Below are 26011 nucleotides of genomic sequence, written 5' to 3'. Positions count from 1 at the left end.
ACCAATCAAGGTTTCGAGAGACAGCGTTGAAATCTTGAAATCACACCCAATTGTGTGCAATAGTATACAAAAACCGGCCCAGCCCTCTTGATCGGCATCGCCAAATCGGTCAGAAGCAGGGCAAGTTATCCAGCCTCGACCATGAAAGGACGGCCCTCATGCCCATCAGTGTCGGACAAGACAGCGCAAAGACCCGCAAGACCCTCACCGTCGGCGACCAAAGCGTCGCCTATTACTCGATCTCCGCCGCCGAGGCCGCCGGTCTCGGCGATTTCTCGCGCCTGCCCGCCGCCCTCAAGGTGGTGCTCGAGAACATGTTGCGGTTCGAGGACGGCAAGACCGTCACCGTGGACGATATCAAGGCGTTCTCCGAATGGGCCGCGAATGGCGGCCGCGCCAACCGCGAGCTGGCGTACCGCCCGGCCCGCGTGCTGATGCAGGATTTCACCGGCGTGCCGGCGGTCGTTGACCTCGCCGCGATGCGCGACGGCATTCAGGCGCTCGGCGGTGACGCGCAAAAGATCAACCCGCTCAACCCCGTGGATCTGGTGATCGACCACTCGGTGATGATCGACGAGTTTGGCAACCCCCGCGCGTTCCAGATGAACGTGGACCGCGAGTATGAGCGCAACATGGAGCGCTACCAGTTCCTCAAATGGGGTCAGGGTGCCTTCAACAATTTCCGCGTCGTGCCCCCCGGCACCGGCATCTGCCATCAGGTCAATCTCGAATACCTCGCCCAGACCGTCTGGACCGACGAGGACCAAAACGGCGAGACGGTGGCCTATCCCGACACGCTTGTCGGCACCGACAGCCACACCACCATGATCAACGGCGTCTCCGTGCTCGGCTGGGGCGTCGGCGGCATCGAGGCCGAGGCCGCGATGCTCGGCCAGCCGATTTCCATGCTGATCCCCGAGGTCGTCGGCTTCGAGCTGACCGGCGCGATGATGGAAGGCACCACCGGCACCGATCTGGTGCTCAAGGTCGTGGAAATGCTGCGCCAGAAGGGCGTGGTCGGCAAGTTCGTGGAATTCTACGGCTCAGGCCTCGATCACCTGCCGCTCGCCGACCGCGCCACCATCGCCAACATGGCCCCCGAATACGGTGCCACCTGCGGCTTTTTCCCGATCGACGACGAAACCCTGCGCTACCTGCGCAACACCGGCCGCGACGAGGCCCGCGTCGAGCTGGTCGAGGCCTATGCCAAGGAAAACGGCTTCTGGCGCAGCGCCGATTACGCGCCGGTCTATACCGACACGCTCAGCCTCGACATGGGCACGATTGTTCCGGCCATCTCCGGCCCCAAGCGCCCGCAGGATTACGTCGCCCTCGATCAGGCCGCGTCGAAATTCTTCGATGTCGTCTCGGAATATCGCGGCGAGGATGAAGGCGCCGACGCCACCGACATGGCCGCCGAGGGCCCGGCCCCCGACGCGCTCATCGACCCGCGCAAATCCACCCCCGTCAAGGGCGAGGACTACGAACTGCGCGACGGCTCGGTGGTGATCGCCTCGATCACCTCCTGCACCAACACCTCCAACCCCTACGTGATGATCGGCGCGGGTCTCGTGGCCCGCAAGGCGCGCGAACTGGGCATCACCCGCAAGCCCTGGGTCAAGACCTCCCTCGCCCCCGGCTCTCAGGTGGTCTCGCACTACCTCGAGGCCGCCGGCCTGCAAGAGGATCTCGACGCCATCGGCTTCAACCTCGTGGGTTACGGCTGTACCACCTGCATCGGCAACTCGGGCCCCCTGCAAAAGGAGATTTCCGAGGCCATCGCCGAGGCCGATCTCATCGCCACCTCCGTGCTCTCCGGCAACCGCAACTTCGAAGGGCGCATCTCTCCGGATGTGCGCGCCAACTACCTCGCTTCGCCGCCGCTCGTGGTGGCCTACGCGCTCGCCGGTGACATGAATATCGACATCAGCCAGGATCCGCTCGCCCATGACAAGGACGGCAACCCGGTCTACCTCAAGGATATCTGGCCCAGCCAGGCCGAGATCGCCGAACTGGTCGAGCGCACGGTCACCCGCGAGGCGTTCCAGTCGAAATATGCCGATGTCTTCAAGGGCGACGACAAGTGGCAGGAGGTCGAAACCTCCGAGGGCGAGACCTATGACTGGCCCGCGCAATCGACCTACGTCCAGAACCCGCCCTACTTCAAGGGCATGTCCCGCGACCCCGGCACCATCTCCAATATCGAGGGCGCGCGCATCCTCGCCCTCCTGGGCGACATGGTCACCACCGACCACATCTCGCCCGCAGGCTCGTTCAAGGAAACCACCCCCGCGGGCCAATACCTGCGCGAGCGTCAGGTCCCGGTGCGCGAGTTTAACTCCTACGGCTCGCGCCGCGGCAATCACGAGGTGATGATGCGCGGCACCTTCGCCAATATCCGCATCCGCAACGAGATGCTGGACGGGGTCGAGGGCGGTTACACCAAGGGGCCGGACGGGCAGCAGACCTCGATCTTCGACGCCTCCATGGCGTATCAGGAGCAGGGCACGCCCCTCGTCGTCTTCGGCGGTGAGCAATACGGCGCAGGCTCGTCGCGCGACTGGGCCGCCAAGGGCACCGCCCTTCTGGGCGTCAAGGCCGTCATCGCCGAGAACTTCGAGCGCATCCACCGCTCCAACCTCGTCGGCATGGGCGTCATCCCGTTCGAGTTCACCGGCAATGATACCCGCAAGACGCTGAACCTCACCGGCGATGAAAGCGTCTCGATCCACGGCCTTGATGCTGTGAAACCGCAGCAGGAGGTGCCCTGCGTGATCACCTATGCCGATGGCACCGAGAAAGAGATCACGCTCAAATGCCGGATCGATACCGCCATCGAGAAGGAATATGTCGAACATGGCGGCGTGCTGCATTACGTGCTGCGCGACCTCGCCAAATCCGCCGCCTGAGCGGGCGATCACCTGAGCCAAAGGGGCGGCCTCTCGCGGGGCCGCCCCTTTGCATTACATGGGGGGCGCAAGTTGCTCTTGGTGAGAGTCGGGATCAAGGTCGGCAATTTGGCCTGTTGCTGCCGTCGCCGTGAGCCGCGCATCGACGGGCCGCGGTGCGGCGATCCAACCACAGTTTTGTAGCGCTTTATTTCCGCCTAATCCGAAAAACATCCAAGTGCAGAGCAGGTTGCAGCCAAATCGCCGTGCCGGGGGGCGGCCCGGCGATGCGCGGCGGGCTTCGCCCTTGATTCCGCGCAGGGGCATAACGGCAACGACTGCTCAAGTCCAGGGCAAGCCGAGGTTCGTTTCCAACACAATCGACAGTCTGGGCGCGAAACGGTCACGGCGCCCCGGGCACATTGCGGGGTCTCAAGTGTATCATGTCCTGCAAGCGGCGGCCTTTCGCGGGCCCGCCCCTCTTTCACGACATGCGCAAGTTTTGGCCGGTCCGCTCCGCATCTGCACGGATTTCCGCCGATCACGCAAGGATGACGCATTTGCGCGCCGCTTCCCCCTTACTTTCCGCGCCGCCCCGCCCATCTTGGAAAAAAGAGCAGAAAAAAGAGGTGCAGCCATGAGAACCATCGTCATCCTCGCGCAGGCCGCGTTCATCAGCATGGTCGCGGTGATCGGCGCCTACGGCGACAGCGACCACAAGGCCCCCTGCCCGCTCCCGGCCGCCGCCGAGGCCGCGCAGCATTGCGAGGTGGAGAGGTAGAGGCGGCAGAGGCGGACGCCTCACCCCTCCTCGGGTGCCTCGGGCGGCACATAAGTCTCCGGGTCCGCCTGCCACTTGCGCCATTCTTTTTCATAGCAATTTACAAACTGACCAACTGTACTCGGTTTAACCCCCAACTCAAACCTCGGCCAATGCGCAGGCCAGCTTTCGTGCTGTGGGCCATGGCCCCCGGGGAGTTTCACTGACCCGTCGCCAAACATATCGGACAGATGCTCGAAAAGTTGCGGCACTTCGGTGTAATCCGCGAAATTCAGCGCGGCTCCTCCGAGGAAAGCAAATGTGAAGTCGGTTGCCGCATCCAACCGCGCCTTTCCAAGGTGCGCGTCCTTCAAGCTGGCAAGCATAAGAGTTGCGCCCTCCAAATTCGCACACCTTAGATCCGACGCTTCTAAGTCTGCAGCACTTAGATCTGCACCTTGAAAATCACCATTCCCAAGAAAAGCACCTTGGAGCTCACTGCGGCTGAGGTTCGCAAATTGAAATTCCGCTTCGCCTAGGTTTGCCCCGCGTAGTTTCGCGCGCCCTAGCTGCGCGCACCTTGACTCTACTTTCTCGAGATTCGCCCACTGCAAATTCGCTCCCGCTAGATTCGCCTTTTCTAACCTCGCACCCACAAAGTCCGCGCCTCGCAAATCGGCATTCCTTAAATCCGCGCCGGTCAAATCGCGCCAAGAGAGTATAGTCTTGCGTAGCGACACTCGCTCCAAGCCAAGACAATAACCTTTGTCGCGCTCCAGTCGCTTCCGGTCCTCCCCACGCCGTTCGATCACCTTCAGCGCCACATCAACATCCAGTCGGAGATACTCTCGGCCCGTCCTAGCCCATTCCTGCCACTCTTCCGGCGTCGGCTCACCTTCAGGCAGCGGCACATCCTCACGCCCCGCATTCTGCCGGATATAGGCACAGAGGATTTCCATGATCTGGATATGATCCCGCGCGCTGTCCTGAGAAATCCGCTCCAACGCATATATAGCCCCGATCCGAACCTCAATATTAGGTTCAGTGAGGCTAACATGTTTCCATTCTTCTAGCTGTTGACCGCTAATATCAGATGCTACGAGCGAGCCTTCGGGCCAAGCGAATGGCTCGCCTCTCCATTCAAAGTCAGTTTCGCGGAGCTTCGTGCCCGTTTCGTGCTGAATTACGTAATGCCTGTTGCGCCCGAGTCGATTAACTTCCTTGACCGCCCCCAACCCCTCGACCGCCTTGTTGATCCGGTCGGTGATCTGGCCTTGCTCCTGCACATCGACCGATTTCTGTGCCACGACCGACCGCCAGATCACGAAGGGTGCACCGATCAGAGCGACGGTCACGGCCCCCACCCCAAGGCTGCTGCCGGGTGTCAGGGACGCGCTGCCGAACACCGCGCTGCCCAGCATCTTGACGGCGCTCGCGATGGCGAGAATGAACAGCAGCAACAACAGAACCGATGCGACCGGTCCCAGCCACCGCGCCTTGGAATAATCGAACGGTTCGCGAAGCCCGAGCCAGCCCGCCAATCCGCGCTTGTCATTTTCACTCACCCGGTCGCTCCCCAGCCTCGAACACCCGCCCAGCCTAGTCCGGAAAACCGGCGATCACAAAACCCTTGGTGGTGATTTCGGACGACAGTCACCGAATTGGCACCCCACCCCCCGCACCGACGCGATACCGACGGAATACCGACGCGATACAGCCCGCCTTTCCCGCCTTGCAAATGCCCCGCCCCGACCTTAGGTTCCCGCTCAATTCGCGGGGTCTCCGCCCCGGCTCATCAGACAAGGACAGCACCCAATGGAAGCCTTCGGCCAGTTCATTCCCCTCATCCTGATTTTCGTGATCATGTATTTCCTGCTGATCCGTCCGCAGCAGAAAAAACTCAAGGAACACAAGGCGATGGTCGATGCGCTGCGCCGCGGTGATCAGATCGTCACCCAAGGCGGGCTGATCGGCAAGGTGGCCAAGGTCAAGGACGACAACGAGATCGAGGTCGAGCTGTCCGAGGGCGTCAAGGTCCGCGTCGTGCGCTCCACCATCGCGCAGGTCCTGTCCAAGACCGAGCCCGCCGAGGGCTGAGCCCCACCTTCACTTGCGCGCCTAACCCTCTGAAAAGGCAATATTATGCTACAAATCGACCTGTGGAAACGCCTTGCCATATGGGGCATTGTCGCGCTCGGGCTGCTGCTCGCGCTGCCCAACGCCTTCTACCCCCGGGTCGAGACGCATAATGACGCAGCCGCCGCCATCGAGGCCGGCGCCGACCCGGAGGCGCTTCAGGACGAACTGGCCCTCTGGCCCGACTGGTTGCCCTCCGATCTGGTCAATCTCGGCCTCGACCTGCGCGGCGGCGCCCACCTGCTGGCCGAGGTTCAGGTCGAGGATGTCTATGCCGCACGCGTCGAGGGGATGTGGCCCGAGGTGCGCGATCTCCTGCGCGAAGAGCGCGATCGCGTCGGCCCGATCCGCCTGCAAGACTCTGAAAACGCTGAACTTCGTGTCCGTTTGGTCGAACGCCCCGAGATGGCCGACGAGGCCGCAAGCCTCGTACGCGGCCTAGCCCGTCCGGTTACCAGTCTGACCGGCGCGGGCTCCACCGATATCGACGTCACCACCGACGGGGCCGACGTGATCGTCCGCCTCAGCGAGGCCGAACAACGCGCCACCGATGAGCGCACCGTGCGTCAAGCGCTCGAAATCATCCGCCGCCGCATCGACGAGACCGGCACCCGAGAGCCAACGATCATGCGTCAGGGGGCCGACCGCGTCCTGATCCAGGTGCCCGGCATCGGCTCGGCCGCCGAGCTCAAGGAATTGATCGGCACCACCGCGCAACTCACCTTCCAGCCCGTCGTCAGCCGCTCTTCCAGCGCCGATGAAAACCCCGGCGTGGGCAATGAAATCCTTCCCTCGCTCGACGAGGACGGCGTCTATTACATCCTCGAACGCTCGCCTGTCGTGACCGGCGAAGAACTGGTCGACGCGCAGCCCGATTTTGACCAGAACGGACGGCCTGCGGTGTCCTTCCGCTTCAACCCCACCGGCGCACGCAAATTCGGCGATTACACCGCCGACAATATCGGCAATCCTTTCGCTATCGTGCTCGATGGCGAGGTGATCAGCGCCCCGGTGATCCAGAGCCACATCGCCGGCGGCTCAGGCATCATCACCGGCAACTTTTCCGTCGAGGAAAGCACCCAGCTTGCCGTGCTCCTGCGCGCGGGCGCATTGCCTGCGGGGCTGGACTTCCTCGAAGAACGCACCGTCGGGCCGGAACTCGGGGCCGACAGCATCGAGGCGGGCAAACTCGCCTGTATCGTCGCCTTTGTCCTCGTGCTGGCCTATATGGTGGCCTCCTACGGGCGCTTTGGCATCTTCGCCAATATCGCCCTCATCATCAACGTCGGGCTGATCTTCGGCCTGCTCAGCCTGATCGGCGCCACGCTGACCTTGCCCGGGATCGCCGGGATCGTGCTGACCATCGGCATGGCGGTGGATGCCAACGTGCTGGTCTTCGAGCGCATCAAGGAAGAGATGAAGACCGCCAAGGGCGCCGCCCGCGCGATTGAGCTTGGCTATGAAAAGGCGATGAGCGCCATCGTGGACGCCAACATTACCACCTTCCTCACGGCCCTCATCCTCTATGCCATGGGCTCGGGTCCGGTGCGCGGCTTTGCGATCACGCTCGGCCTCGGCATCATCACTTCGGTTTTCACAGCACTTTTCGTAACGCGTCTGATTGCGGTAATGTGGTTCGAACGCAAACGCCCCAAGAGCGTGCTGCAAGGCCGCGCGCTACGTCTCGTCCCCCAGGAGACCTCCATCGACTTCTTCAGCCGGTGGAAGCTATGGCTGGGCATTTCCGGTGTCATGATCCTCGTGGCGCTCGGATCTTTCGGGCTTCAGGGGCTGAACTTCGGCATTGATTTCAAAGGCGGCACCACGATCCGCACGCAAAGCGCCGAGCCGGTGGATGTCGGCCAATACCGCGACGCGGTCGGCAGTCTGGGCCTAGGCGACATCAGCATCACCGAAGTCTTCGACCCCACCTTCGGCCCCGATGAAAACGTCGCCATGGTCCGCATCCAGGCGCAGGACGACACCGAGAGCGTGACACCGGAAGTGATCGCCGAGGTTGAGGCGGCGCTGCAATCGGCGGTTCCGGATATCGAGTTCACCTCGGTCGAGAGCGTCGGGCCCAAGGTCTCGGGAGAGCTTATTCAGGCCGCGATCATCGCCGTCGCGCTCGCCATCGGGGCGGTGCTGGTCTATATCTGGCTGCGGTTTGAGTGGCAGTTCGCCGTCGGCGCGGTGATCGCCCTTGTGCATGACGTGGCGCTGACGGTGGGCGTCTTCTCGGAATTGCAGATCCAGTTCGATCTGGCGATCATCGCGGCCCTTCTCACCATCGTGGGCTATTCGCTCAACGACACGGTGGTGGTCTTTGACCGGGTCCGCGAGAACCTTCGCAAGTACAAGAAAAAGCCGCTGCGCGAAGTGCTCAACATCTCGATCAACGAAACCCTCAGCCGCACGATGATGACCTCGGTCACCACCCTGCTGGCGCTCTTCGCGCTCTATTTCCTGGGCGGAGACGTGATCCGGGGCTTTGTCTTCGCGATGATCTGGGGCGTGATCGTCGGCACCTATTCGTCGATCTTCGTGGCCTCGACCGTGCTGATGTGGCTCGGGGTCAAACGCGACTGGTCCAAGCCCGACGCCAATGCCGGCACACAATTCGCCAATGTAGATGCCTGAGGCATTCGGCGCGGCCCTTGCCACGCCGGGGCTGCCCTGGCTTTTGCTGGCCATCGGCGTGGCAGGGATCGTGCGCGGCTTTACCGGCTTTGGCACGGCGCTGATCTTTGTCCCCGTGGCGGGAATATTCCTCGCGCCGCAGGTCGTGGTTGGGGTGATGATGCTCACCGGTCTGGTCAGTTCGGCAGCCCTTCTGCCGCGTGCCTGGGGGCAGGCGGACCGGCGCGAGGTCGGGTTGCTGGCGCTTGCCGCAGTGCTGACCGTGCCGCTTGGCCTCTGGCTGATGACGCGGCTCGATCCGGTGCTGATCCGCTGGTGCGTGGCGGTGATCGCCGGCATCACGCTGGCCGCACTGATCTCGGGCTGGCGGTTCTCGGGCCGGGTGAACCGTCCGCAGCTTGCGGGCATCGGGGCCGCGGCGGGGGGCATTGGCGGGCTGACCGGGCTCACCGGGCCTGCGGTGATCCTGTTCTACCTTGCCGGACAATCGGTGGCGCAGCGGGTGCGCGCCAACACGATCCTGTTTCTGGCCGCCCTCGACGTCGTGATCGTGGCCAACCTGCTCTTTCGCGGGGCTGTCACGGCTGGCTTGGTGACGCTCGCGCTGGTGCTGGCGGTGCCCTATCTGATCACCTCGCTGATCGGACAGGCGCTGTTTGACCCGCGCCACGAGCGGCTCTACCGTTGGGCGGCCTATGCCGTGATCGGCCTTGCCGTGCTGAGCGGCCTGCCACTCTGGACGTGAAGGAGACGCTGCCATGCAGATGACCGAAATCAGCTTTGCCGGGGCTACGCCGATCGACGGCTACGGTCCGGGATTCTTCCGCGTTGCGGGCGAGGTCATGGAGGGCCCGATCCTCGTGACCGTGCAATCGGCGCGAGGCTGGGGCGGGTTCGAGGATACCAAACCCCTGTTGGACCTTGCCCAGGAGGTGGACGTGATCTTCATCGGCACCGGCGCCGAGGTGGCGCATATCCCCGCCGATCTGCGCCACGCGCTGGAAGAGGCCAATGTCGGGGTCGAGACGATGAGTTCCCCCGCCGCCTGCCGCACCTATAACGTGCTCCTCTCCGAGGGGCGGCGCGTGGCGGTGGCCGCATTGCCGGTGTGACGATGCGCGCAGCGTTCGCGCTTTTCGCGCCCCCGGCTTTGGGCTAAAGCGGGCGCATGATGCTGACTGTAACCGATCTGAGCATAGCGCGCGGCGGAATTCCCGTCCTCGAAGGGCTGAACCTGACGCTCGAGGCCGGTCAGGCGATGGTCCTGCGCGGGCCGAACGGTATCGGCAAGACCACGCTGCTGCGCACCATCGCCGGGTTGCAGCCGCCGCTCTCGGGTCGTGTCGAGGTGACGCCCGAAAGCCTCGTTTATGCGGGCCATGCCGACGGGATCAAACCGACGCTGACGGTGACGGAAAACCTCAACTTCTGGGCGCAAGCCTTTGGCAATGATGATATTTCCGCAGCAATACACGCCTTCGCCCTCGGGCCCCTCGCCGCGCGTCCCGCAGGTGCGCTCTCGGCCGGGCAGAAACGCAGGCTGGGGCTGGCGCGGCTTCTGGTGACGGGCCGCGCGATCTGGGTGCTGGACGAGCCGACCGTGTCGCTCGACACCGATGCCGTGGCAATGTTCGCCGCCGCCGTGCGCGCCCATCTGGCACAGGGCGGCGCCACGCTGATCGCCACGCATATCGACCTTGGCCTCTCCGAGGCGCAGGTGCTCGATGTCGGCCCGTTTCGGGCCAAGCCGCTCGATATCGAAGATTTCGACGGGGCCTTCCTGTGATTGCGCTGCTGATGCGGGATATCCGGCTGGCGATGCGCGCCGGGGGCGGCTTTGGCCTTGGCCTGTCGTTCTTCCTGATCGTCGTGGTGCTTGTGCCCTTCGGCGTCGGCCCGCAAAGCGCGCTTCTCTCCAAGATTGCACCGGGCATCCTGTGGCTTGGCGCGCTTCTGGCCTGCCTGCTGTCGCTCGACCGCATCTTCGCGCTCGATTGGGAGGATGGCAGCCTCGACCTGCTCGCCACGTCGCCCCTGCCGATGGAGGGGATCGTGAGCGTCAAGGCGCTCGCCCACTGGCTCACGACCGGGTTGCCGCTGGTGCTGGTGGCGCCGGTCTTGGGCGTGCTGCTGAACCTGCCCGAGGCTGGCTTTCTCTGGCTCACGCTCTCGCTCGCCCTCGGCACCCCCGCGCTCAGCGTGATCGGCACGTTCGGCGCGGCGCTGACCGTGGGCCTCAAACGCGGCGGCTTGCTTCTCAGCCTGCTTGTGCTGCCGCTTTACGTGCCTACATTGATTTTCGGAGCCGAGATGGCCCGGCGCGGCGCGGAAGGGTTTGAAAACACCACGCCGCTGCTGTTACTCGCGGGGATCACCTGCGGCACCATCGCGCTTTTGCCTTTCGCCTCGGCTGCGGTATTGAGGGTCAACCTGCGATGAACAAAGGAAACGGGATGAGCCTGAATGCGCTCTGGGAATATGCCAATCCCAAGAAATTCATCAAGACCACCGACCGCGTCTTGCCGTGGTTTGCTTGGTCTGCGGCGCTGACGCTTGTGGTGGGCCTGGTCTGGGGCTTTTTCTTCACGCCGGATGACTACCGGCAGGGGTCCACCGTCAAGATCATCTACCTGCACGTGCCTGCGGCGCTGATGGCGATCAATGCCTGGCTGATGATGCTGGTCACCTCGCTGGTCTGGATCGTGCGCCGTCATCATGTCAGCGCGCTTGCCGCCCGCGCCGCCGCCCCTGTGGGTATGATTATGACGGTGATCGCGCTGCTGACCGGAGCGATCTGGGGTCAGCCGATGTGGGGCACATGGTGGGCCTGGGACCCGCGCCTCACAAGCTTTTTAATCCTGTTCCTGTTCTATCTCGGCTATATCGCCCTGTGGGAGGCGATCGAGAATGACGACACCGCCGCCGATCTCACCTCGATCCTGTGCCTGGTGGGCTCGGTCTTTGCGCTCCTGAGCCGCTACGCGGTGAATTTCTGGAATCAGGGGCTGCATCAGGGGGCATCACTCAGCCTCGACAAGGAAGAGAACGTGGCCGACGTGTTCTGGTATCCGCTCTTGGTTGCGATGGCGGGGTTTGTGCTGCTGTTCATCGCACTGGTGCTGATGCGCACCCGCACGGAAATTCGCGCCCGCCGGATGCGCGCGCTGCTGGCCCGTGAAAGGATGAGCGCATGATGCCGGACCTGGGAAAATACGCCGACGCGGTGCTGTCGTCCTATGCCGTTTCATTGGCGCTGCTGGCGCTGATCGTCTGGCTCAGCCTGCGCCGCTCCAAACGCATCAAGAAAGAGCTGGAAGAGGTTGAAACCAAGGTGAAATCCAATGGCTAAGCTGTCACCTCTGATGATCGCACCGCTGGTGATTTTCGCCGGTTTCGCGGGGTTGGCCCTCGTCGGGCTGGGGCGCGACAACCCCAATGAGTTGCCCTCTGCCTTGCAGGGCAAGACGGCACCGGCGGTGGCGGTCACCCCGTTGGGCGAGGGCGCGCCCTTCACCGATGCCGATCTGCGCGCGGGCGATGTTACGCTGGTGAATTACTGGGCCAGCTGGTGCGCGCCCTGCCGGGTCGAACATCCCAACCTCGAGGATCTGGCCGAAAGCGGCCTCACGGTCTACGGGGTGAATTACAAGGACAAGCCCGGCAATGCGCTCGGCTTTTTGGAAGAACTGGGCAATCCCTACACGGCGCTTGGGGCCGATGCTCAGGGTCGCATGGCGCTCGATTGGGGCGTCTACGGCGTGCCCGAGACCTACGTGATCGACGGCGACGGGAAGATTGTGCTGCGCTTTGCCGGGCCGATCACCGACCGCGTGATGGAAAAAACCATCCTCCCCGCGATCGAAAAGGCGCGGCAGTAACCCCACCCGGCGTCACGCGAAAATCTGCGCCCGGTGCTCTTCGAGATAGATCCGCAGCCACGGCGTAAACCGCGACGGATCATCCGCGATCCGCGCGCGCAGATCGTCCATGGCGCACCACTCCACCTCCATCACCTCATCCGGATCAGGCTGCACGGGGATGGGCGACGCAACATCGGCGGTAAAGATATCGACCACCTCATGCTCGATCAGACCACCGCCCACATCGGCGCGGTATTCCACCCGGTCGCGATAGCTCAGCCGCAGCCCGCTGATCCCCAATTCCTCATCCAGCCGACGGCGGGCGCACTCCGCAGGCTCTTCGCCCCAATGCGGATGCGTGCAACAGGTATTCGCCCAGAGACCCGGCGTGTGATACTTGCCCAGGGCCCGGCGCTGCAACAACACCCGCTCGCCACACATCACGAAGACCGACACCGCCTTGTGCCGCAGCCCGCGCCGATGCACCTCCAGCTTCTCGACAGCGACCAGATCGCCGCCCACCCATGTCGGGATCATCACGCTCATGTATAGACCGCCGGAACCAGCCGGGTCAGATGCGCGAGGTTCTTCAATCCGATCCTGAGATGCGCCATCGGGCGGGCCTTCACCAGTTTCTTGTTCATATAGGCCTCGAAAGTAAGGCGCTGCACGTCGATATCATGGCAGAGCGAGACGAAACGCTCACGCCGCTCATCCGACTTGTAATAGGCATTCTGCATCGAGGCCAGCACCCGAAACACGGTTTTATGCTCGCGCATGAAAAGCTGCCGGGCCAGCCGCAGATCCTTGACCCGCCCCGACGTAAGGCACGCGGCCGCCGCCGTCGCCGCCACCCGTCCACCGACCATCGCGTAGTAAATCCCCTCGCCAGAGGACGGGGCCACCACCCCCGCCGCATCGCCCGCCAGCACCACGTCGCGGCCATTGTCCCAGCAATCGAGCGGCTTCAGCGGGATCGGCGCACCCTCGCGGCGAATGGTCGGACAATCGGCCAGCCCGCTGGAAACGCGCAGCGCCGCCGTCGCCTGCTTCAGATCCACCCCCTTGACCATCGACCCCATACCGACGCTCGCCGATTTGCCATGCGGGAACACCCAGCCATAGAAATCGGGCGAGATCGCGCCGTCATAGATCACGTCACAGCGCGCCGGGTCATAGGCCCCGGTGGCCTGCGGTGCCTCGATGATCTCGTGATAGGCGATGACATAGGGTATCTTGTCGCCGCCCGGCACCTCGTCCCGCGCCACGTTCGAACGCGCACCATCTGCACCGATGATCAAACGGGTCTCAAGGCGGCGCTCTTCGCCGCTCGCCTTGTCACGGTAGATCACGGCGGGCGCGGCGCCCGCGCGGTCGATCCGCAGATAGGTGCCAGTGACCCGCTTGGCCCCCGCCGATGCCGCGCGGGCGCGCAGAAACTCGTCGAAATGCTCGCGGTCCACCATCCCGACAAAGCCGTTCTCGATGGGGATATCCACATGTCGCCCGGTGGGCGAAATCATCCGCGCGGTGCTGATCTTGGCCACAAGCTGTTCATCGGGCAAATCGAAATCGGCAATCAGGCGTGGCGGGATCGCCCCGCCACAGGGCTTGATCCGCCCGTCCCGATCCAAGAGCGCCACGCTGTGACCCGAGCGCGCCAGATCCTCGGCTGCCGTAGCCCCCGAGGGGCCACCGCCAACGACAACAACATCATACATGCTCATTCTCCCGGAACGAGGGTCGCAGCACCGCGGTCACGACCGTGATCAATCACCCTGAGCGCCAGAAGCGCCGAGAGCACGAAAAGAGCGGCCTCGAAGGTAAAGACCGCGCCGAAGGCGGGGGCATCCGCCACCATCACCCGGCGCATCACATCGACCGCCGCCGCACCAACGAGCCCGCCAAAACCTGCGGCCATGGCCTGCGCCGCGCCCCACAGGCCCATGCGCGTGCCCTCGCGCGATCCGCGCCCCTGCCCCGCAAGCGCCATCATCGCGCCGATGGCGGCGACCGCGAACATGCCGTTGAAGAACCCCAGCAACACAACCGCCGGAACCAGCGCCGCCGCCACGCCCGACGCCCCGAGGGCAGTGATCAGCCCCAAGGACATCGCCGAGCCAAGACAGCCCGCCACCACCCAATGCCGGATGGAGCCGAGCCGCAGCCCTGTGGCCGCGATGCCCACCGTCAGCATGCCAAGAAAAACCCCCCCGTTCTGCGCGCCCGACAGTTGCGTCGACTGTCCCGGCGTCATGCCAAAGACCAGCCCGGCATAAGGCTCGAGGATCAGTTCCTGCATGAAATAGGCGGTCATCGAGAGAAACACGAAAATCGTGAAATTGCGCGCCTCGGGCTCGGCCCAGATCTCTGCCAGCCCCTCGCGGAACCGCACCGGCCCATCCGCCTTGAGCGGCTGCGCACCGGTGCGCGCCTCGATGCCCCAGATCGCCAGCGCGGTCAGCACCACCGCACCAAGGCTCACGATGCCCACGATCCGCAGCAGCAGCGCAGGTGTATAGGGATCGAGAAACGCACCCACCGTGCCCGCCGTGATCGCAATCCCCGCGATCATCATCAGCCAGGTGATCGTTGCCGCCGCCGCCCGGCGGCGTGCCGCACAGGCCGTGGCCAGAAGCGCCAGAAGCGACGTGCCCGAGGCCCCTGCCCCCAGACCGATCAGCGCATAGGCCAGGATCGACAGCGCCAGCCCCGCGCCGAACTGCGTCTCCATCATCACCACACCGAGCGCCGCCAGCCAGCCGCCCGCCGCCAGCACAGCCATGCCGCCGATGATCCAGCGGGTGCGGTTGCCCGAGGTATCCGACAGAAAGCCCCAATTCGGCCGGGTGATCTGAATCCCGTAATGCAGTCCCACCAGCAGCCCCGGCAGCACCGCGGGTAACGCCAGTTCCACCACCATCAGCCGGTTCAGCGTCGAGGTCGTGAGCACCACCACCGCGCCAAGGCACATCTGCACCAGCCCCATGCGAAAGATTTGCAGCCAGCTCAGGTTCATCCCGCCCCTCCGATCGTGCGAATGGCAAAGGCGGCGATCATCATGCCGGAGACATATGCGGTGACGCCCGTGCCGTTATACCAGGGCGCGCGGCCCTTGGGATCGGATAACAGAATTCGCATCGCCCAGAGTTGCGCCAAAACAAGCAAACCGATCGCGGCGGCATGATATGGACGGTCCCAGCCCAGCAAGAGGCCGATCACCGCCAGTTGCGGCAGCGCCATCACCACGCAGGCCACCCGCGCCGCGCGCTCGGGCCCGAGCGTGACGGGCAGCGAGTTGACCCCGGTCTGCCGGTCGCCCTCGAGCGCCTTGAAATCGTTGAGTGTCATGATGCCATGCGCGCCAAGCGCATAGAGCGCCGCGACGATCACGACCTCGGCCGCAGGCGCACCGGCGGCCAGCACGGCGGCCCCGGTGAACCACGGTAAACCCTCATAGCACAGCCCCACGAGGCCCGGACCCCAGACGCCCGACCGCTTGAGCCGCACGGGCTCCGCCGAATAGGCCCAGGCTGCAAGCACGCCAAAGACGGTCGCACCAAAGCCCCACGGCCCCAGCGTGGAGCCAAGCACCAGCGCCAGACCGCTCATCGCCAGCGCGATCCACAACCCCCACCGGCCCGGAATCGCCCCCGAGGGGATCGGCCGGTCAGGCTCGTTGATCGCGTCCACATGCCGGTCGCACCAGTCATTCGCCGCCTGACTCATGCCGCAAACCACGGGCCCCGCCAGAACCATCCCGATCAGCACCAACCAAGGCGCGGAACTCAGAGGCACTCCCGACGAGACGACGCCGCAAAGATAGGCCCAGATCGGCGGAAACCACGTGATCGGCTTGATCAGCGTGAGCATGGCGCGCGGTTTCGGCAGGCGGCGCGCGTCGCGTAATGAATATGTGACACTCATAGTGTCAACTAAACTATACATTGCGAGTCGGATAAAGGGTTTTGTTGTGGTGACGGGGGATATGGCCTGTCAGTTTTGGGCTGTTGCTGCCATCCGATTGAAGCACTCTGCGCGAAACTCGGCCCAAGGCCGCCGCGCATCGCCGTGCCGCCCCCCGGCGCGGCGATTTGGCTGCAACCTGCTCTGCGCCCGGATGTTTTTCGGCCTTGGCTGGTATAAAGCGCTACAAAACTGACGTTGGATCGCCACACCGCGGCACGACGATGCGCGGCTCACGGCAACGACTGATTCAGGCCACACCCAGCCCGAACCATCCCCCCAGAGCTAAACCTCACCCCTCACTGTCGGAGTTCAGCATCCCGTACTTGCGCAGCTTCACATAAAGGCTCTGGCGCGACAGGCCGAGCATTTCCGCCGCTGCGACCCGGTTGTTACCGGTCAGTTGCACCGCCGTCTCGATGCACATCTTCTCGACCACATCGGATGTGGCCGAGACCAGCTCTTTCAAAGACGCTGTGCCGACCAGATCCATGACGTTCTTCATTGCCTCGTCACTGACCGCGACCGCACCTTCGGCGGCCTGGTAATCGCTCGGCGTCTGCTCGCGCAGGATCAGGCCAAAGCCCAGATCGCCGCCGCGATGGCGCAGCCGGGCGGCGGATATCGCCACCGGCGCGCGCGTGCCGACGATGCTCTTGACCTGTGCGGCATAGCTGCGCATGCGCCCCGACTTGGCTGCGGTCTCCAGGATCAGCTTGAGATCGACCGCGCCGCGCGACAGGAATTCCGACAGCGACTGCTCCTTCACGTCGCGCAGTTGCGCGGCATCGGCCATGATCAGGAACGCCTCGTTGGCATCGCGGATCATGCCCTTGGCATCGGTCAGCACGATGGCATCGCTGGACGCCGCAAAGAGCGCCGCAAGGGCTTGGGTGAATTCCGGTCCGCTGGCATCCTTTTCATCGACCAGGTTGATCCGGCACAACAGCACCAGATCGCCCGACGCGCGGAAAAACTCCGGAAACACCATGACCACGCGGCCGTTGCGCCGCGCCACCACCTCGACCCCCTTGGTCTCACTGGCCTGAGCGGCACCATGCACCGCCTCCATGAACTCGCCGCGACGACGGCCCTCAAAGGCCTGCGCAAACGCGGTGCCGGCCAACGTGTCGGGTTTCGACCCCAGCAGATGCGCCGCCGCACTGTTGATGTCGCGAATGCGCCCGCTCTCGGGATCGACCAGCGCCATCGGCGTCTCGGAGGCCTCCAGCACGACGCGGTAGTAGGTCTCGCCACCACGCAGACGCTGCTGGTCGCGCTCGCGGGCCTGCTGCTCACGCAACAGGCGCTGCTGCACCTCGGCGACCGGTTGCATGTCGCGCCCCAACAACAGCACGCCCTGCCCGGTGACCCGGTGCAGCGTGTAGCGTACGGGAAATTCCCATGTGGCATTGTCGATGTGATTGAGTTCGACCGGGCGCGGCACGGCCTTGGGATCGCCCAGCATCTCACGTCGGCGCGCGGCGAACTTCTCTTCGCTCTCAGAGGTGAGGAAACTGATGAACTCGCGCCCGACCCAATGGTCAAGACAGCCCAGGGACGGGCATTCCGGGCTGACCGAAATGCCCGACACGACACCGGCCTCATCCACCATCACGGCGATATCCGAGGCCTGCTCAATGATATTATCGACAGCCCCCGGATCAGGAAGAGCACCAGCGCACAGTCGTTCCGATGTCCGTTCCTGCTTGGTCACACCAATACTCCGGTTTTACGCGCCCTCCCGCTCTCACAGAGCCGAGTCGAACGGCAGTTCTTGTCCGACCGCAGCCAGACCGCATCGTTCGATCGCTTCGCGGATCGACTTCACGGCATGATCCGCCCCGGTGCGGCGTTCTATCATCCGCGCGTCGTCCACGACGCGGCCACCAATGACGATCGGCGGACAGTCAGGATTGTCAGCCCGGATGTAATCTATTAATTCCGTCACCTTTTCAACCGTTTTCCGCGTCGCCACACTCAAGCCCAGCATGGAAAAGCGCCCACTCGAGATAAGCTTGGTCAATTCCTCGCGATTAAGCCCGATCCCCATGTGAACCCAGAGCCCGTGCCGACGGAATTGATCCGCCGCGACGAAGGCCCCAAGCGAATGCTGCTCGAACTCGGGAATGATCATCAGAACCGACTGGCCAAGCGGAATGCTGCGATCGAGCCAGCGATCGAAACCGTCCTCGCCATAGCTGCGGAACAGCGCCTGCAATCGCGACGCGCCAAGCGTGACATCGACAAAGCTGGCGCGATCCTGCACCCACATCTCGCCCAGCACACGGGCGGCGTCGGGGATATAGGACTGGAACACCTCGCGCTGCGTCACACCCTTGGCGATCAGCGACGAGATCACTGCCTTGTGGCTGGTCTCTGATTCCGACACAAGCGCGGCGCAAAGCTGCGTGATCCATTCGTCGCGTGTCTTGGGTTCGGTGCTGTGGCTCGCCGAGGCGACGGATCGCAGTGCGGACTCAACCAAAAAGCGAATACCCTTGCCTTGCCCGCCGGATATTCCGGGCTGTTCCTCTTGTCCCTCATCTCGCATGTTGTCCCCTCCTCCAAGCCCGTCGCAGCGACCTCGCATGCAATGGCACGCACCTACGCTATTAGGATGAATTTAGTTTGCGCGCGAGAAGGTCAAATGTCAAAATTTTCTGACATATCTGAAATCAAATCTTCTAGCGCACTGAATTCGCGCTTCATTCTTTTCTCTTTCCTGACATGTAACAAGGCAATTTCAACGGGTCGCGGCCACAGGTCGATTCCCGAAGATGCGTCCAGAACGGATGACATGCGCTAAATTACAGGTGTAAATTATAATTGACACTTTGCCCGTCCCGCACTTAGCATGAATCCAGACAAACTTGCCTGTGAGGGGGGACAAATGGCGCAGCACGCGCAGACCACCAACGCTTCAGGCGCGCTTTACACCGAGGAACAGCGCGCGCGCCGCGACGCGAGTGTCTGGACACTGGTGCAGGGCATTCTTGCGCCGCTGCAATTCCTGGTGTTTCTCGTGTCGCTTGTGCTGGTTATCCGCTACCTGCTGACAGGAACCGGCTACGAGGCCGCGACATTGTCGATCCTCGCCAAGACCGGCTTGCTCTATCTCATCATGGTGACCGGCGCGATCTGGGAAAAGGTGGTGTTCGGCCAATACCTCTTCGCCCCGGCCTTTTTCTGGGAGGACGTGTTCAGCTTCGCGGTGATCGCGCTGCACACCGCCTATGTCTGGGCGCTCTACACAGGAGCGCTCCCGCCCGTGGAACTGATGGCCCTCGCGCTTGCCGCCTACACCGCCTACGTCATCAATGCCGGGCAGTTCCTGCTCAAGCTGCGCGCCGCCCGTCGGCAGATGGAGGGTGCCGTATGACCCGCCACGACGCCCCCCCGCCGACCCGCGGCTGCCGTGACGCACCGGTCCTCAAACAGCGCGGACAGCACGAGGTGTTCTGCGGTCTCACCGGCATCATCTGGCTGCACCGCAAAATGCAGGATGCCTTCTTTTTGGTCGTCGGATCCCGCACCTGCGCGCATTTGCTGCAATCCGCGGCTGGCGTGATGATCTTCGCCGAGCCCCGATTCGGCACCGCGATTCTCGAAGAGACCGATCTCGCGGGCCTCAAGGACGCGCAGGAGGAGCTGGAGCGCGAGGTCGAGCGCCTGCTCGCCCGCCGCCCCGACATCCGGCAGCTTTTCCTCGTCGGCTCCTGCCCCTCCGAGGTGATCAAGCTCGATCTCGCCCGCGCCGCCGAACGGCTGACCATGCGCCACGCCCCCAAGGTGCGGGTGCTCAACTATTCCGGCTCGGGCATCGAGACGACCTTTACCGAAGGCGAGGATGCCTGCCTCGCCTCGATGGTCCCCGCCCTGCCGCAGACCGATGAACGCCAGCTGATGCTGGTGGGCGCGCTGCCCGACGTGGTCGAGGATCAGGCGCTTGACCTTCTGGCGCAGATGGGGATCGACAAGGTCACGGTCCTGCCTGCGCGCCATGCAGATGACCCGGTTGCTGTGGGCCCGAACACCGTGTTCGCCCTCACCCAGCCGTTCCTGGGGGGCACCCATGCCGCCCTTGAACGGCGCGGGGCGCGTCATGTTCCTGCACCGCTACCTTTCGGCGAGGAGGGCACGACCGCGTGGTTGGCCGCTCTCGCGCAGGAATTCGGTGTCGAACGGGCGCGTTTTGATGCCGTCACTGACGCGCCCCGCGCCCGCGCCCGCCGTGCGGTCAAGCAAGCCGCCGAAACGCTCGCCGGCAAGACCGTCTTCTTCTTCCCCGACAGCCAGCTTGAGATCCCGCTGGCGCGCTTTCTCACCCGCGAATGCGGCATGGAGGCGCTCGAGGTCGGCACGCCCTACCTGCACAAGGCCATCCTCGGCCCCGATCTCGATCTTCTGGCCGAAGGCCCGCAGATCGCCGAAGGTCAGGACGTGGACCTGCAACTCGAACGCTGCCGCGCCGCGCGCCCCGATCTCACGGTCTGCGGCCTTGGCCTCGCCAACCCGCTCGAGGCCGAAGGGCTCACCACCAAATGGGCCATCGAGCTGGTCTTCACCCCGGTGCATTTCTACGAACAGGCGGGCGATCTTGCCGGGCTCTTCTCGCGCCCCCTGCGCCGCCGCGCGGCCCTGCATCTGGAGGCGGCGGAATGAAGCTGACGCTCTGGACATATGAAGGCCCGCCCCATGTCGGCGCGATGCGCGTCGCCACCGCGATGACCGGCCTGCATTACGTGCTACACGCGCCGCAGGGCGACACCTATGCCGATCTGCTCTTTACGATGATCGAGCGCCGCAACCACCGCCCGCCGGTGACCTACACCACCTTTCAGGCGCGCGATCTGGGCTCGGACACCGCCAACCTCTTCAAGACCGCCTGCCAGAACGCCTATGAGCGGTTCAAACCGCAAGCGATGATCGTCGGCGCCTCCTGCACCGCCGAACTTATCCAGGACGACCCCGGCGGCATGGCCGAGATGATGGGCCTGCCCGTCCCGGTCATCGCGCTCGAACTGCCCAGCTACCAGCGCAAGGAAAATTTCGGCGCGGATGAGACGTTCTTTCAGATCACCCGCGCCATCGCAAAACCAGTCGAGAAGACCGCCCATGTCAGCTGCAACCTGATCGGGCCGACGGCGCTTGGCTTCCGCCATCGCGACGACATCACCGAACTGACGGGGATGCTGGCCGATATGGGCGTGGCAGTGAATGTCTGCGCGCCCTATGGGGCCTCGCCCTCCGACATCTCCCGTCTGGGGGCCGCGCATTTCAACGTGCTGATGTATCCCGAAACCGGCGAGGCCGCCTGCCGCTGGATGGAGCGCGAACTCGACCTGCCGTTCACCAAGACCGTCCCCATCGGCGTCGGTGCCACCCGCGACTTCATGGCCGAGGTGGCGGCCCTCACCGGCCTCACCCCGCAGATCGACGAGAGCCGCCTGCGCCTGCCATGGTATTCGGCCAGCGTCGACAGCACCTATCTGACCGGCAAGCGCGTCTTCCTCTTCGGCGACGGCACCCATGTGGCGGCTGCGGCGCGCATCGCCCGCGACGAGATGGGCTTCGAGGTGGTGGGCATGGGTTGCTACAACCGCGAAATGGCCCGCCCCATCCGCAAGCTGGCCAAGGAGTACGGCGTCGAGGCGCTCGTTACCGACGATTACCTGGAGGTCGAGGCCGCCATCGAAGGACTCGCCCCCGAAATGATCCTCGGCACCCAGATGGAGCGGATGATCGGCAAGCGCCTTAACATCCCCTGCGCCGTGATCTCGGCCCCCGTCCACGTGCAGGACTACCCCGCCCGCTACTCCCCGCAGATGGGGATCGAGGGCGCGAACGTGATCTTCGACACATGGGTGCATCCGCTGGTCATGGGGCTGGAAGAGCACCTGCTGCACATGTTCCGCGACGATTTCGAATTCAACGATGCCGCCGGGGCCAGCCATCACGGCGGCCACCACACCACGCCCGCGCCCGAGACGCAGCAGCCGGAAACGACCGGAGAGTCGGCACCCGGCACCGTCATCTGGCTCGACGAGGCCGAGCGTGAATTGAAGAAGATCCCCTTCTTCGTGCGCGGCAAGGCCCGGCGCAACACCGAAACCTTCGCCGCCAATCAGGGCGTCCACGAGATCGGCATCGACACGCTATACGAGGCAAAGGCGCATTATGCACGTTGATCGCGACATATCCGCCCCTGCGCCCTACCGCGTCGTGATCCTCACGCTCGATGCCCATGCGGCAGGCCCCTGCGCACGTGTCGCCGAACGTCTGGCGGATGATTTCCCGGGGCTGGAACTCAGCGTCCACGCCGCCGCCGAATGGGGCGAAAGCCCCGAGGCCCTGGCCGAGGCCAAGGCGGCGATTGCCAAGGGCGATATCGTCATCGCCAACCTGCTGTTCCTCGAAGAGCATATCAACGCCATCCTCCCCGACCTCAAGGCGCGCCGCGCTGACTGCGACGCGATGGCGGGCGTCATCGCCGATGCGCAGATCGTGAAGCTCACCCGCATGGGCACGCTCGACATGGGTGCCCCCGCCTCGGGCGCGATGAAGCTGCTCAAGAAACTGCGCGGCTCCGGCAAGCCCTCGACCGAATCCGGCGCCAAGAAAATGCGCATGCTGCGCCGCCTGCCCAAGATCCTGCGCCTCATCCCCGGCAAGAGCCAGGACCTGCGCGCCTGGTTCCTGATCATGCAATACTGGCTCGGTGGCTCGGACGACAATATCGAGGCGATGGTGCGGTTCCTGCTGTCGCGCTACTGCCGTCGCGCCGATTGGCGCGGTGTCACCGCCCCAGCCCCGATCGAATATCCCGATACCGGCCTCTATCACCCCGACCTGCCCGAGCGCATCACCACCGACCCCGCCGACCTGCCAAGCCCCGAGGGGGCCAAGGGCACCGTGGGCCTCCTGATGATGCGCAGCTATGTGCTGGCGGGCGATACCGCGCATTACGACACCGTCATCCGCACGCTCGAGGCGCGCGGGCTGCGCGTCTTGCCCGCCTTTGCCGGTGGGCTCGACGGTCGCCCCGCAATCGAGGCGTTCTTCACCGATGAGACCGGCCCGAAGATCGACACGCTGCTGTCGCTGACCGGCTTCAGCCTCGTGGGCGGCCCGGCCTATAACGACAACGCCGCCGCGCTCGACACGCTGACCGGGCTCGACATTCCCTATGTCGCGGCGCACCCGCTGGAATTCCAGACCCTCGATCAATGGGCAGGCTCCAAGCAGGGTCTCGGGCCCATCGAGACCACCATGCTCATCGCCCTGCCCGAGCTTGACGGCGCGACCAATCCGACCGTCTTTGCCGGTCGCCACGGCGCACAGGGCTGCCGGGGCTGCGCGCGCAACTGCGCGCCGCAGTCCACCGTCAAGGAAATGGCCCCCTGCCCCGAGCGCATCGAGGTGCTGGCGGCCCGCGTCGAAAAGCAGGTCGCACTGCGCCGCTCGCGCGTGGCAGAACGGCGCGTCGGCATCATCCTGTTCGGCTTTCCACCGAATGCGGGCGCGGCTGGCACGGCGGCCTATCTCGACGTGTTCCAATCGCTGCACAACACGCTGCACGCCATGGCCGCGCGCGGCTATGACCTCACTCCGCCGGAAACGGTCGAGGATCTGCGCGCCGAGGTGCTCGGCGGCAATGCCGCGCAATACGGGCAGGAGGCCAATATCGCCGCCCATGTCAGCGCCGACGAAATCGTCCGCGGCACGCCCTGGCTGACCGAGATCGAGGCGCAATGGGGCGCCGCCCCCGGCAAGGTGCAATCCGACGGGCGCGGCGTCTATATCCTGGGCTGTCAGTTCGGCAATGTGTTTGTCGGTCTGCAACCGGCCTTTGGCTATGAGGGCGACCCGATGCGCCTTCTCTTCGAGGGCGGCTTTGCCCCGACCCACGCCTTCACCCAGTTCTATCTGTGGCTGAAAAACGCTTTCCGCGCCGATGCGCTGCTGCATTTCGGCATGCATGGCGCGCTCGAATTCATGCCCGGCAAACAGGCGGGGCCGGGCAATGCCTGCTGGCCGGATCGCCTGATCGGCGACATGCCCAACGTCTATCTCTATGCCGCCAACAACCCCTCCGAGGCGACACTGGCCAAGCGGCGCACGGGGGCGGTCACCGTCACCCACCTCACCCCGCCGCTGGCGGTGGCCGGGCTCTACAAGGGGCTGACGGAGTTGAAAGACAGCCTGACCCGCTGGCGCGAGATGGCGGGCGACGCCCCCGAACGCGCCGAGCTCGAGGCGCTGATCGTTGAGCAGGCGGCAGCGGTCGATCTCGACGGCAGCGATATCGCGGCGCTCTGGCTGCGCCTGCTGGAAACCGAAGCGGCGCTCATTCCCGAAGGCCTGCACGTTCTGGGCCGCCCGATGACCGCCGAGGCCCGCGCCGAGTATCTCGACCTGATGGCCGATGCCGACGCGGAGACCCGTGCGACAGCCGACGCGCATCTGCAGCAGGAGACGGAGATCCCCGCGCTCCTCAACGCGCTCGAGGGCCGCTTTACCCCGCCGGTGCATGGCGGTGATTTGATCCGCTCGCCCGATATCCTGCCCACCGGGCGCAATATCCACGCGTTTGACCCGTTCCGCATGCCCTCGGAATTCGCCTGCCGTGAGGGCGCGAAACAGGCGCAGCTTCTGCTCGACACCCATCACAGCCTGCCGCGCAGCGTGGCGCTGGTGCTCTGGGGCTCGGACAATATCAAATCCGACGGCGCGCCACTGGCACAAGCGCTGGCCCTGATCGGCGCAACGCCACGCTTCGACGCCTTCGGGCGGCTCTGCGGTGCGGACCTGATCCCGCTGGAAACCCTGGGCCGCCCCCGCATCGACGTGGTGATGACCCTCTCGGGCATCTTCCGCGACCTGCTGCCCCTGCAAACCCGCCTGCTGGCCGAGGCCGCGCTCAAGGCCGCCTCAGCCGACGAGCCGGTCGAGATGAACTTCATCCGCGCCCATGCGCTGGCGCATATCGAGCGCACCGGTTGCACGATGGACGAGGCCGCGCTGCGCGTCTTTTCCAATGCCGAAGGTGCCTATGGCTCGAACGTCAACCAGATGGTCGATAGCTCCGCCTTTGGCGAAGAGGACGAGCTCGCCGATGCCTACGAGGCGCGCAAGAGCTTTGCCTACGGCGTCAACGGCAAGGCGCAACAGCAGACAGCCCTCTTGCAGGAAACGCTGCGCACCGTCGATCTCGCCTATCAGAACCTCGAATCGATCGAACTGGGCGTCACCACGGTCGACCACTATTTCGACACGCTCGGCGGCATCGCCCGCGCGGTGAAACGCGCCCGCGGCGGGCAGGAGGCCGCGCTCTACATCTCCGACACCACGCGCGGCGCGGGCAAGGTTCGCACGCTGGCCGATCAGGTGGCGCTCGAAACCCGCTCGCGCTCGCTCAATCCAAAATTCCACGAGGCCCTCCTGGGGCATGGGGCCGAGGGCGTGCGCCAGATCGAGGCGCATGTGACCAATACGATGGGCTGGTCCGCGACCACCGGTCAGGTGGAGCCTTGGGTCTACCAGCGCCTCTCCGAGACCTTTGTGCTGGATGAGGCGATGCGCGAGCGGATGAGCGCGCTCAACCCCGCCGCCTCCTCGCGCATGGCGAACCGGCTGATCGAGGCGCATGAGCGCGCCTATTGGAGCCCGGATGCGGCCACGCTCGACGCCCTGCGCGCCGCCGCCGACGCGATCGAAGACCGGATGGAAGGGGTGGCGGCAGAATGACGAACCGGAGC

Annotated in this window: 22 protein-coding genes; 15 read left to right on the top strand and 7 right to left on the bottom strand. The window is 64.5% G+C overall.

The genetic code is table 11. The annotated features are described in order from the left end of the window. Window positions 1–158: 158 nt before the first annotated feature. Window positions 159–2909 carry an aconitate hydratase AcnA gene (gene acnA, locus RID11_RS02160; RefSeq protein ID WP_350135578.1) on the top strand — a complete coding sequence of 917 codons (2751 nt, stop codon included), beginning with the start codon at window positions 159–161 and terminating at the stop codon, window positions 2907–2909. Window positions 2910–3525: 616 nt separating this feature from the next. Further along, a complete protein-coding gene (locus tag RID11_RS02155) occupies window positions 3526–3669 on the top strand; it encodes a hypothetical protein (protein WP_175477347.1) in 144 nt (47 codons plus the stop codon). A gap of 20 nt (window positions 3670–3689) precedes the next feature. Here the strand turns inward: RID11_RS02155 and RID11_RS02150 are convergent, their stop codons facing one another. Continuing rightward, on the bottom strand, window positions 3690–5213 hold the full coding sequence (locus RID11_RS02150) for a pentapeptide repeat-containing protein (RefSeq protein ID WP_350135576.1): 1524 nt from the start codon (window positions 5211–5213) through the stop codon (window positions 3690–3692). 250 nt (window positions 5214–5463) lie between these two features. Between RID11_RS02150 and yajC the strand changes: the two genes are divergently transcribed. From yajC to RID11_RS02105, 9 genes are read left to right on the top strand one after another with little or no spacing between them, the layout of a single operon-like run. After that, window positions 5464–5745: a preprotein translocase subunit YajC gene (gene yajC / locus RID11_RS02145; protein ID WP_050661171.1), complete on the top strand. Its 282-nt coding sequence runs from the start codon at window positions 5464–5466 to the stop codon at window positions 5743–5745. A 45-nt stretch (window positions 5746–5790) separates the two neighbouring features. Then, window positions 5791–8424, top strand: coding sequence for a protein translocase subunit SecD (gene secD / locus RID11_RS02140; protein WP_350135573.1), 2634 nt, complete (start codon window positions 5791–5793; stop codon window positions 8422–8424). Next, window positions 8417–9169, top strand: a complete 753-nt coding sequence (locus RID11_RS02135) for a sulfite exporter TauE/SafE family protein (RefSeq protein ID WP_350135571.1) — start codon at window positions 8417–8419, stop codon at window positions 9167–9169. The genes secD and RID11_RS02135 overlap by 8 nt, the downstream gene beginning before the upstream one ends. Before the next feature lie 13 nt (window positions 9170–9182). Next, window positions 9183–9536, top strand: coding sequence for an Mth938-like domain-containing protein (locus RID11_RS02130; RefSeq protein WP_350135569.1), 354 nt, complete (start codon window positions 9183–9185; stop codon window positions 9534–9536). A 56-nt stretch (window positions 9537–9592) separates the two neighbouring features. Beyond that, the gene (gene ccmA, locus RID11_RS02125; RefSeq protein ID WP_350135567.1) at window positions 9593–10210 is read left to right on the top strand and encodes a heme ABC exporter ATP-binding protein CcmA; all 618 of its coding nucleotides are present in this window, start codon (window positions 9593–9595) and stop codon (window positions 10208–10210) included. Beyond that, window positions 10207–10863 carry a heme exporter protein CcmB gene (ccmB, locus tag RID11_RS02120; protein ID WP_350135565.1) on the top strand — a complete coding sequence of 219 codons (657 nt, stop codon included), beginning with the start codon at window positions 10207–10209 and terminating at the stop codon, window positions 10861–10863. Before ccmA ends, ccmB begins: the two co-directional genes overlap by 4 nt. Before the next feature lie 14 nt (window positions 10864–10877). Beyond that, window positions 10878–11618, top strand: coding sequence for a heme ABC transporter permease (locus tag RID11_RS02115; RefSeq protein WP_350135610.1), 741 nt, complete (start codon window positions 10878–10880; stop codon window positions 11616–11618). Further along, on the top strand, window positions 11615–11773 hold the full coding sequence (ccmD, locus tag RID11_RS02110; RefSeq protein WP_350135563.1) for a heme exporter protein CcmD: 159 nt from the start codon (window positions 11615–11617) through the stop codon (window positions 11771–11773). Before RID11_RS02115 ends, ccmD begins: the two co-directional genes overlap by 4 nt. Then, on the top strand, window positions 11766–12302 hold the full coding sequence (locus RID11_RS02105) for a DsbE family thiol:disulfide interchange protein (protein WP_350135561.1): 537 nt from the start codon (window positions 11766–11768) through the stop codon (window positions 12300–12302). Before ccmD ends, RID11_RS02105 begins: the two co-directional genes overlap by 8 nt. Before the next feature lie 12 nt (window positions 12303–12314). Here RID11_RS02105 and idi read toward each other — a convergent pair whose 3' ends face one another. The 6 genes from idi to RID11_RS02075 form a co-directional block, all read right to left on the bottom strand. Continuing rightward, window positions 12315–12830, bottom strand: coding sequence for an isopentenyl-diphosphate Delta-isomerase (gene idi / locus RID11_RS02100; protein WP_350135559.1), 516 nt, complete (start codon window positions 12828–12830; stop codon window positions 12315–12317). Then, entirely contained in the window at window positions 12827–14005 is a 1179-nt protein-coding gene (locus RID11_RS02095; RefSeq protein ID WP_350135557.1) for a geranylgeranyl diphosphate reductase, read from the bottom strand. Before RID11_RS02095 ends, idi begins: the two co-directional genes overlap by 4 nt. Before the next feature lie 2 nt (window positions 14006–14007). Beyond that, window positions 14008–15303 carry a BCD family MFS transporter gene (locus RID11_RS02090; protein WP_350135555.1) on the bottom strand — a complete coding sequence of 432 codons (1296 nt, stop codon included), beginning with the start codon at window positions 15301–15303 and terminating at the stop codon, window positions 14008–14010. Then, window positions 15300–16211 carry a chlorophyll synthase ChlG gene (gene chlG / locus RID11_RS02085; RefSeq protein ID WP_350135554.1) on the bottom strand — a complete coding sequence of 304 codons (912 nt, stop codon included), beginning with the start codon at window positions 16209–16211 and terminating at the stop codon, window positions 15300–15302. Before chlG ends, RID11_RS02090 begins: the two co-directional genes overlap by 4 nt. Before the next feature lie 331 nt (window positions 16212–16542). Continuing rightward, window positions 16543–17967, bottom strand: a complete 1425-nt coding sequence (gene ppsR / locus RID11_RS02080; protein WP_350135552.1) for a transcriptional regulator PpsR — start codon at window positions 17965–17967, stop codon at window positions 16543–16545. 33 nt (window positions 17968–18000) lie between these two features. Further along, on the bottom strand, window positions 18001–18804 hold the full coding sequence (locus RID11_RS02075) for a cobalamin B12-binding domain-containing protein (RefSeq protein ID WP_350135550.1): 804 nt from the start codon (window positions 18802–18804) through the stop codon (window positions 18001–18003). Window positions 18805–19143: 339 nt separating this feature from the next. On the opposite strand from RID11_RS02075, the gene bchF reads away from it, so the two are divergent. From bchF to RID11_RS02055, 4 genes are read left to right on the top strand one after another with little or no spacing between them, the layout of a single operon-like run. Beyond that, entirely contained in the window at window positions 19144–19632 is a 489-nt protein-coding gene (bchF, locus tag RID11_RS02070) for a 2-vinyl bacteriochlorophyllide hydratase (protein WP_350135548.1), read from the top strand. Beyond that, window positions 19629–20915 carry a ferredoxin:protochlorophyllide reductase (ATP-dependent) subunit N gene (locus RID11_RS02065; protein WP_350135546.1) on the top strand — a complete coding sequence of 429 codons (1287 nt, stop codon included), beginning with the start codon at window positions 19629–19631 and terminating at the stop codon, window positions 20913–20915. The genes bchF and RID11_RS02065 overlap by 4 nt, the downstream gene beginning before the upstream one ends. Next, complete coding sequence (gene bchB, locus RID11_RS02060; protein WP_350135544.1) at window positions 20912–22441, top strand: ferredoxin:protochlorophyllide reductase (ATP-dependent) subunit B; 1530 nt, start codon at window positions 20912–20914, stop codon at window positions 22439–22441. Before RID11_RS02065 ends, bchB begins: the two co-directional genes overlap by 4 nt. Continuing rightward, window positions 22431–26000 carry a magnesium chelatase subunit H gene (locus tag RID11_RS02055; RefSeq protein ID WP_350135542.1) on the top strand — a complete coding sequence of 1190 codons (3570 nt, stop codon included), beginning with the start codon at window positions 22431–22433 and terminating at the stop codon, window positions 25998–26000. The genes bchB and RID11_RS02055 overlap by 11 nt, the downstream gene beginning before the upstream one ends. Window positions 26001–26011 lie beyond the last annotated feature (11 nt).

The sequence above is a fragment of the Roseovarius sp. genome (genome assembly GCF_040219995.1).
Lineage (GTDB): Bacteria > Pseudomonadota > Alphaproteobacteria > Rhodobacterales > Rhodobacteraceae > Roseovarius.
This window is presented reverse-complemented; position numbering and strand designations above follow the sequence as displayed.

Bases quoted from the DNA above. Each gene is read 5' to 3' on its own strand.
- acnA (WP_350135578.1), top strand. From the start codon at position 159: ATGCCCATCAGTGTCGGACAAGACAGCGCAAAGACCCGCAAGACCCTC.
- RID11_RS02155 (WP_175477347.1), top strand. From the start codon at position 3,526: ATGAGAACCATCGTCATCCTCGCGCAGGCCGCGTTCATCAGCATGGTC.
- yajC (WP_050661171.1), top strand. From the start codon at position 5,464: ATGGAAGCCTTCGGCCAGTTCATTCCCCTCATCCTGATTTTCGTGATC.
- secD (WP_350135573.1), top strand. From the start codon at position 5,791: ATGCTACAAATCGACCTGTGGAAACGCCTTGCCATATGGGGCATTGTC.
- RID11_RS02135 (WP_350135571.1), top strand. From the start codon at position 8,417: ATGCCTGAGGCATTCGGCGCGGCCCTTGCCACGCCGGGGCTGCCCTGG.
- RID11_RS02130 (WP_350135569.1), top strand. From the start codon at position 9,183: ATGCAGATGACCGAAATCAGCTTTGCCGGGGCTACGCCGATCGACGGC.
- ccmA (WP_350135567.1), top strand. From the start codon at position 9,593: ATGATGCTGACTGTAACCGATCTGAGCATAGCGCGCGGCGGAATTCCC.
- RID11_RS02115 (WP_350135610.1), top strand. From the start codon at position 10,878: ATGAGCCTGAATGCGCTCTGGGAATATGCCAATCCCAAGAAATTCATC.
- ccmD (WP_350135563.1), top strand. From the start codon at position 11,615: ATGATGCCGGACCTGGGAAAATACGCCGACGCGGTGCTGTCGTCCTAT.
- RID11_RS02105 (WP_350135561.1), top strand. From the start codon at position 11,766: ATGGCTAAGCTGTCACCTCTGATGATCGCACCGCTGGTGATTTTCGCC.
- idi (WP_350135559.1), bottom strand. From the start codon at position 12,830: ATGAGCGTGATGATCCCGACATGGGTGGGCGGCGATCTGGTCGCTGTC.
- RID11_RS02095 (WP_350135557.1), bottom strand. From the start codon at position 14,005: ATGTATGATGTTGTTGTCGTTGGCGGTGGCCCCTCGGGGGCTACGGCA.
- RID11_RS02090 (WP_350135555.1), bottom strand. From the start codon at position 15,303: ATGAACCTGAGCTGGCTGCAAATCTTTCGCATGGGGCTGGTGCAGATG.
- chlG (WP_350135554.1), bottom strand. From the start codon at position 16,211: ATGAGTGTCACATATTCATTACGCGACGCGCGCCGCCTGCCGAAACCG.
- RID11_RS02075 (WP_350135550.1), bottom strand. From the start codon at position 18,804: ATGCGAGATGAGGGACAAGAGGAACAGCCCGGAATATCCGGCGGGCAA.
- bchF (WP_350135548.1), top strand. From the start codon at position 19,144: ATGGCGCAGCACGCGCAGACCACCAACGCTTCAGGCGCGCTTTACACC.
- RID11_RS02065 (WP_350135546.1), top strand. From the start codon at position 19,629: ATGACCCGCCACGACGCCCCCCCGCCGACCCGCGGCTGCCGTGACGCA.
- bchB (WP_350135544.1), top strand. From the start codon at position 20,912: ATGAAGCTGACGCTCTGGACATATGAAGGCCCGCCCCATGTCGGCGCG.
- RID11_RS02055 (WP_350135542.1), top strand. From the start codon at position 22,431: ATGCACGTTGATCGCGACATATCCGCCCCTGCGCCCTACCGCGTCGTG.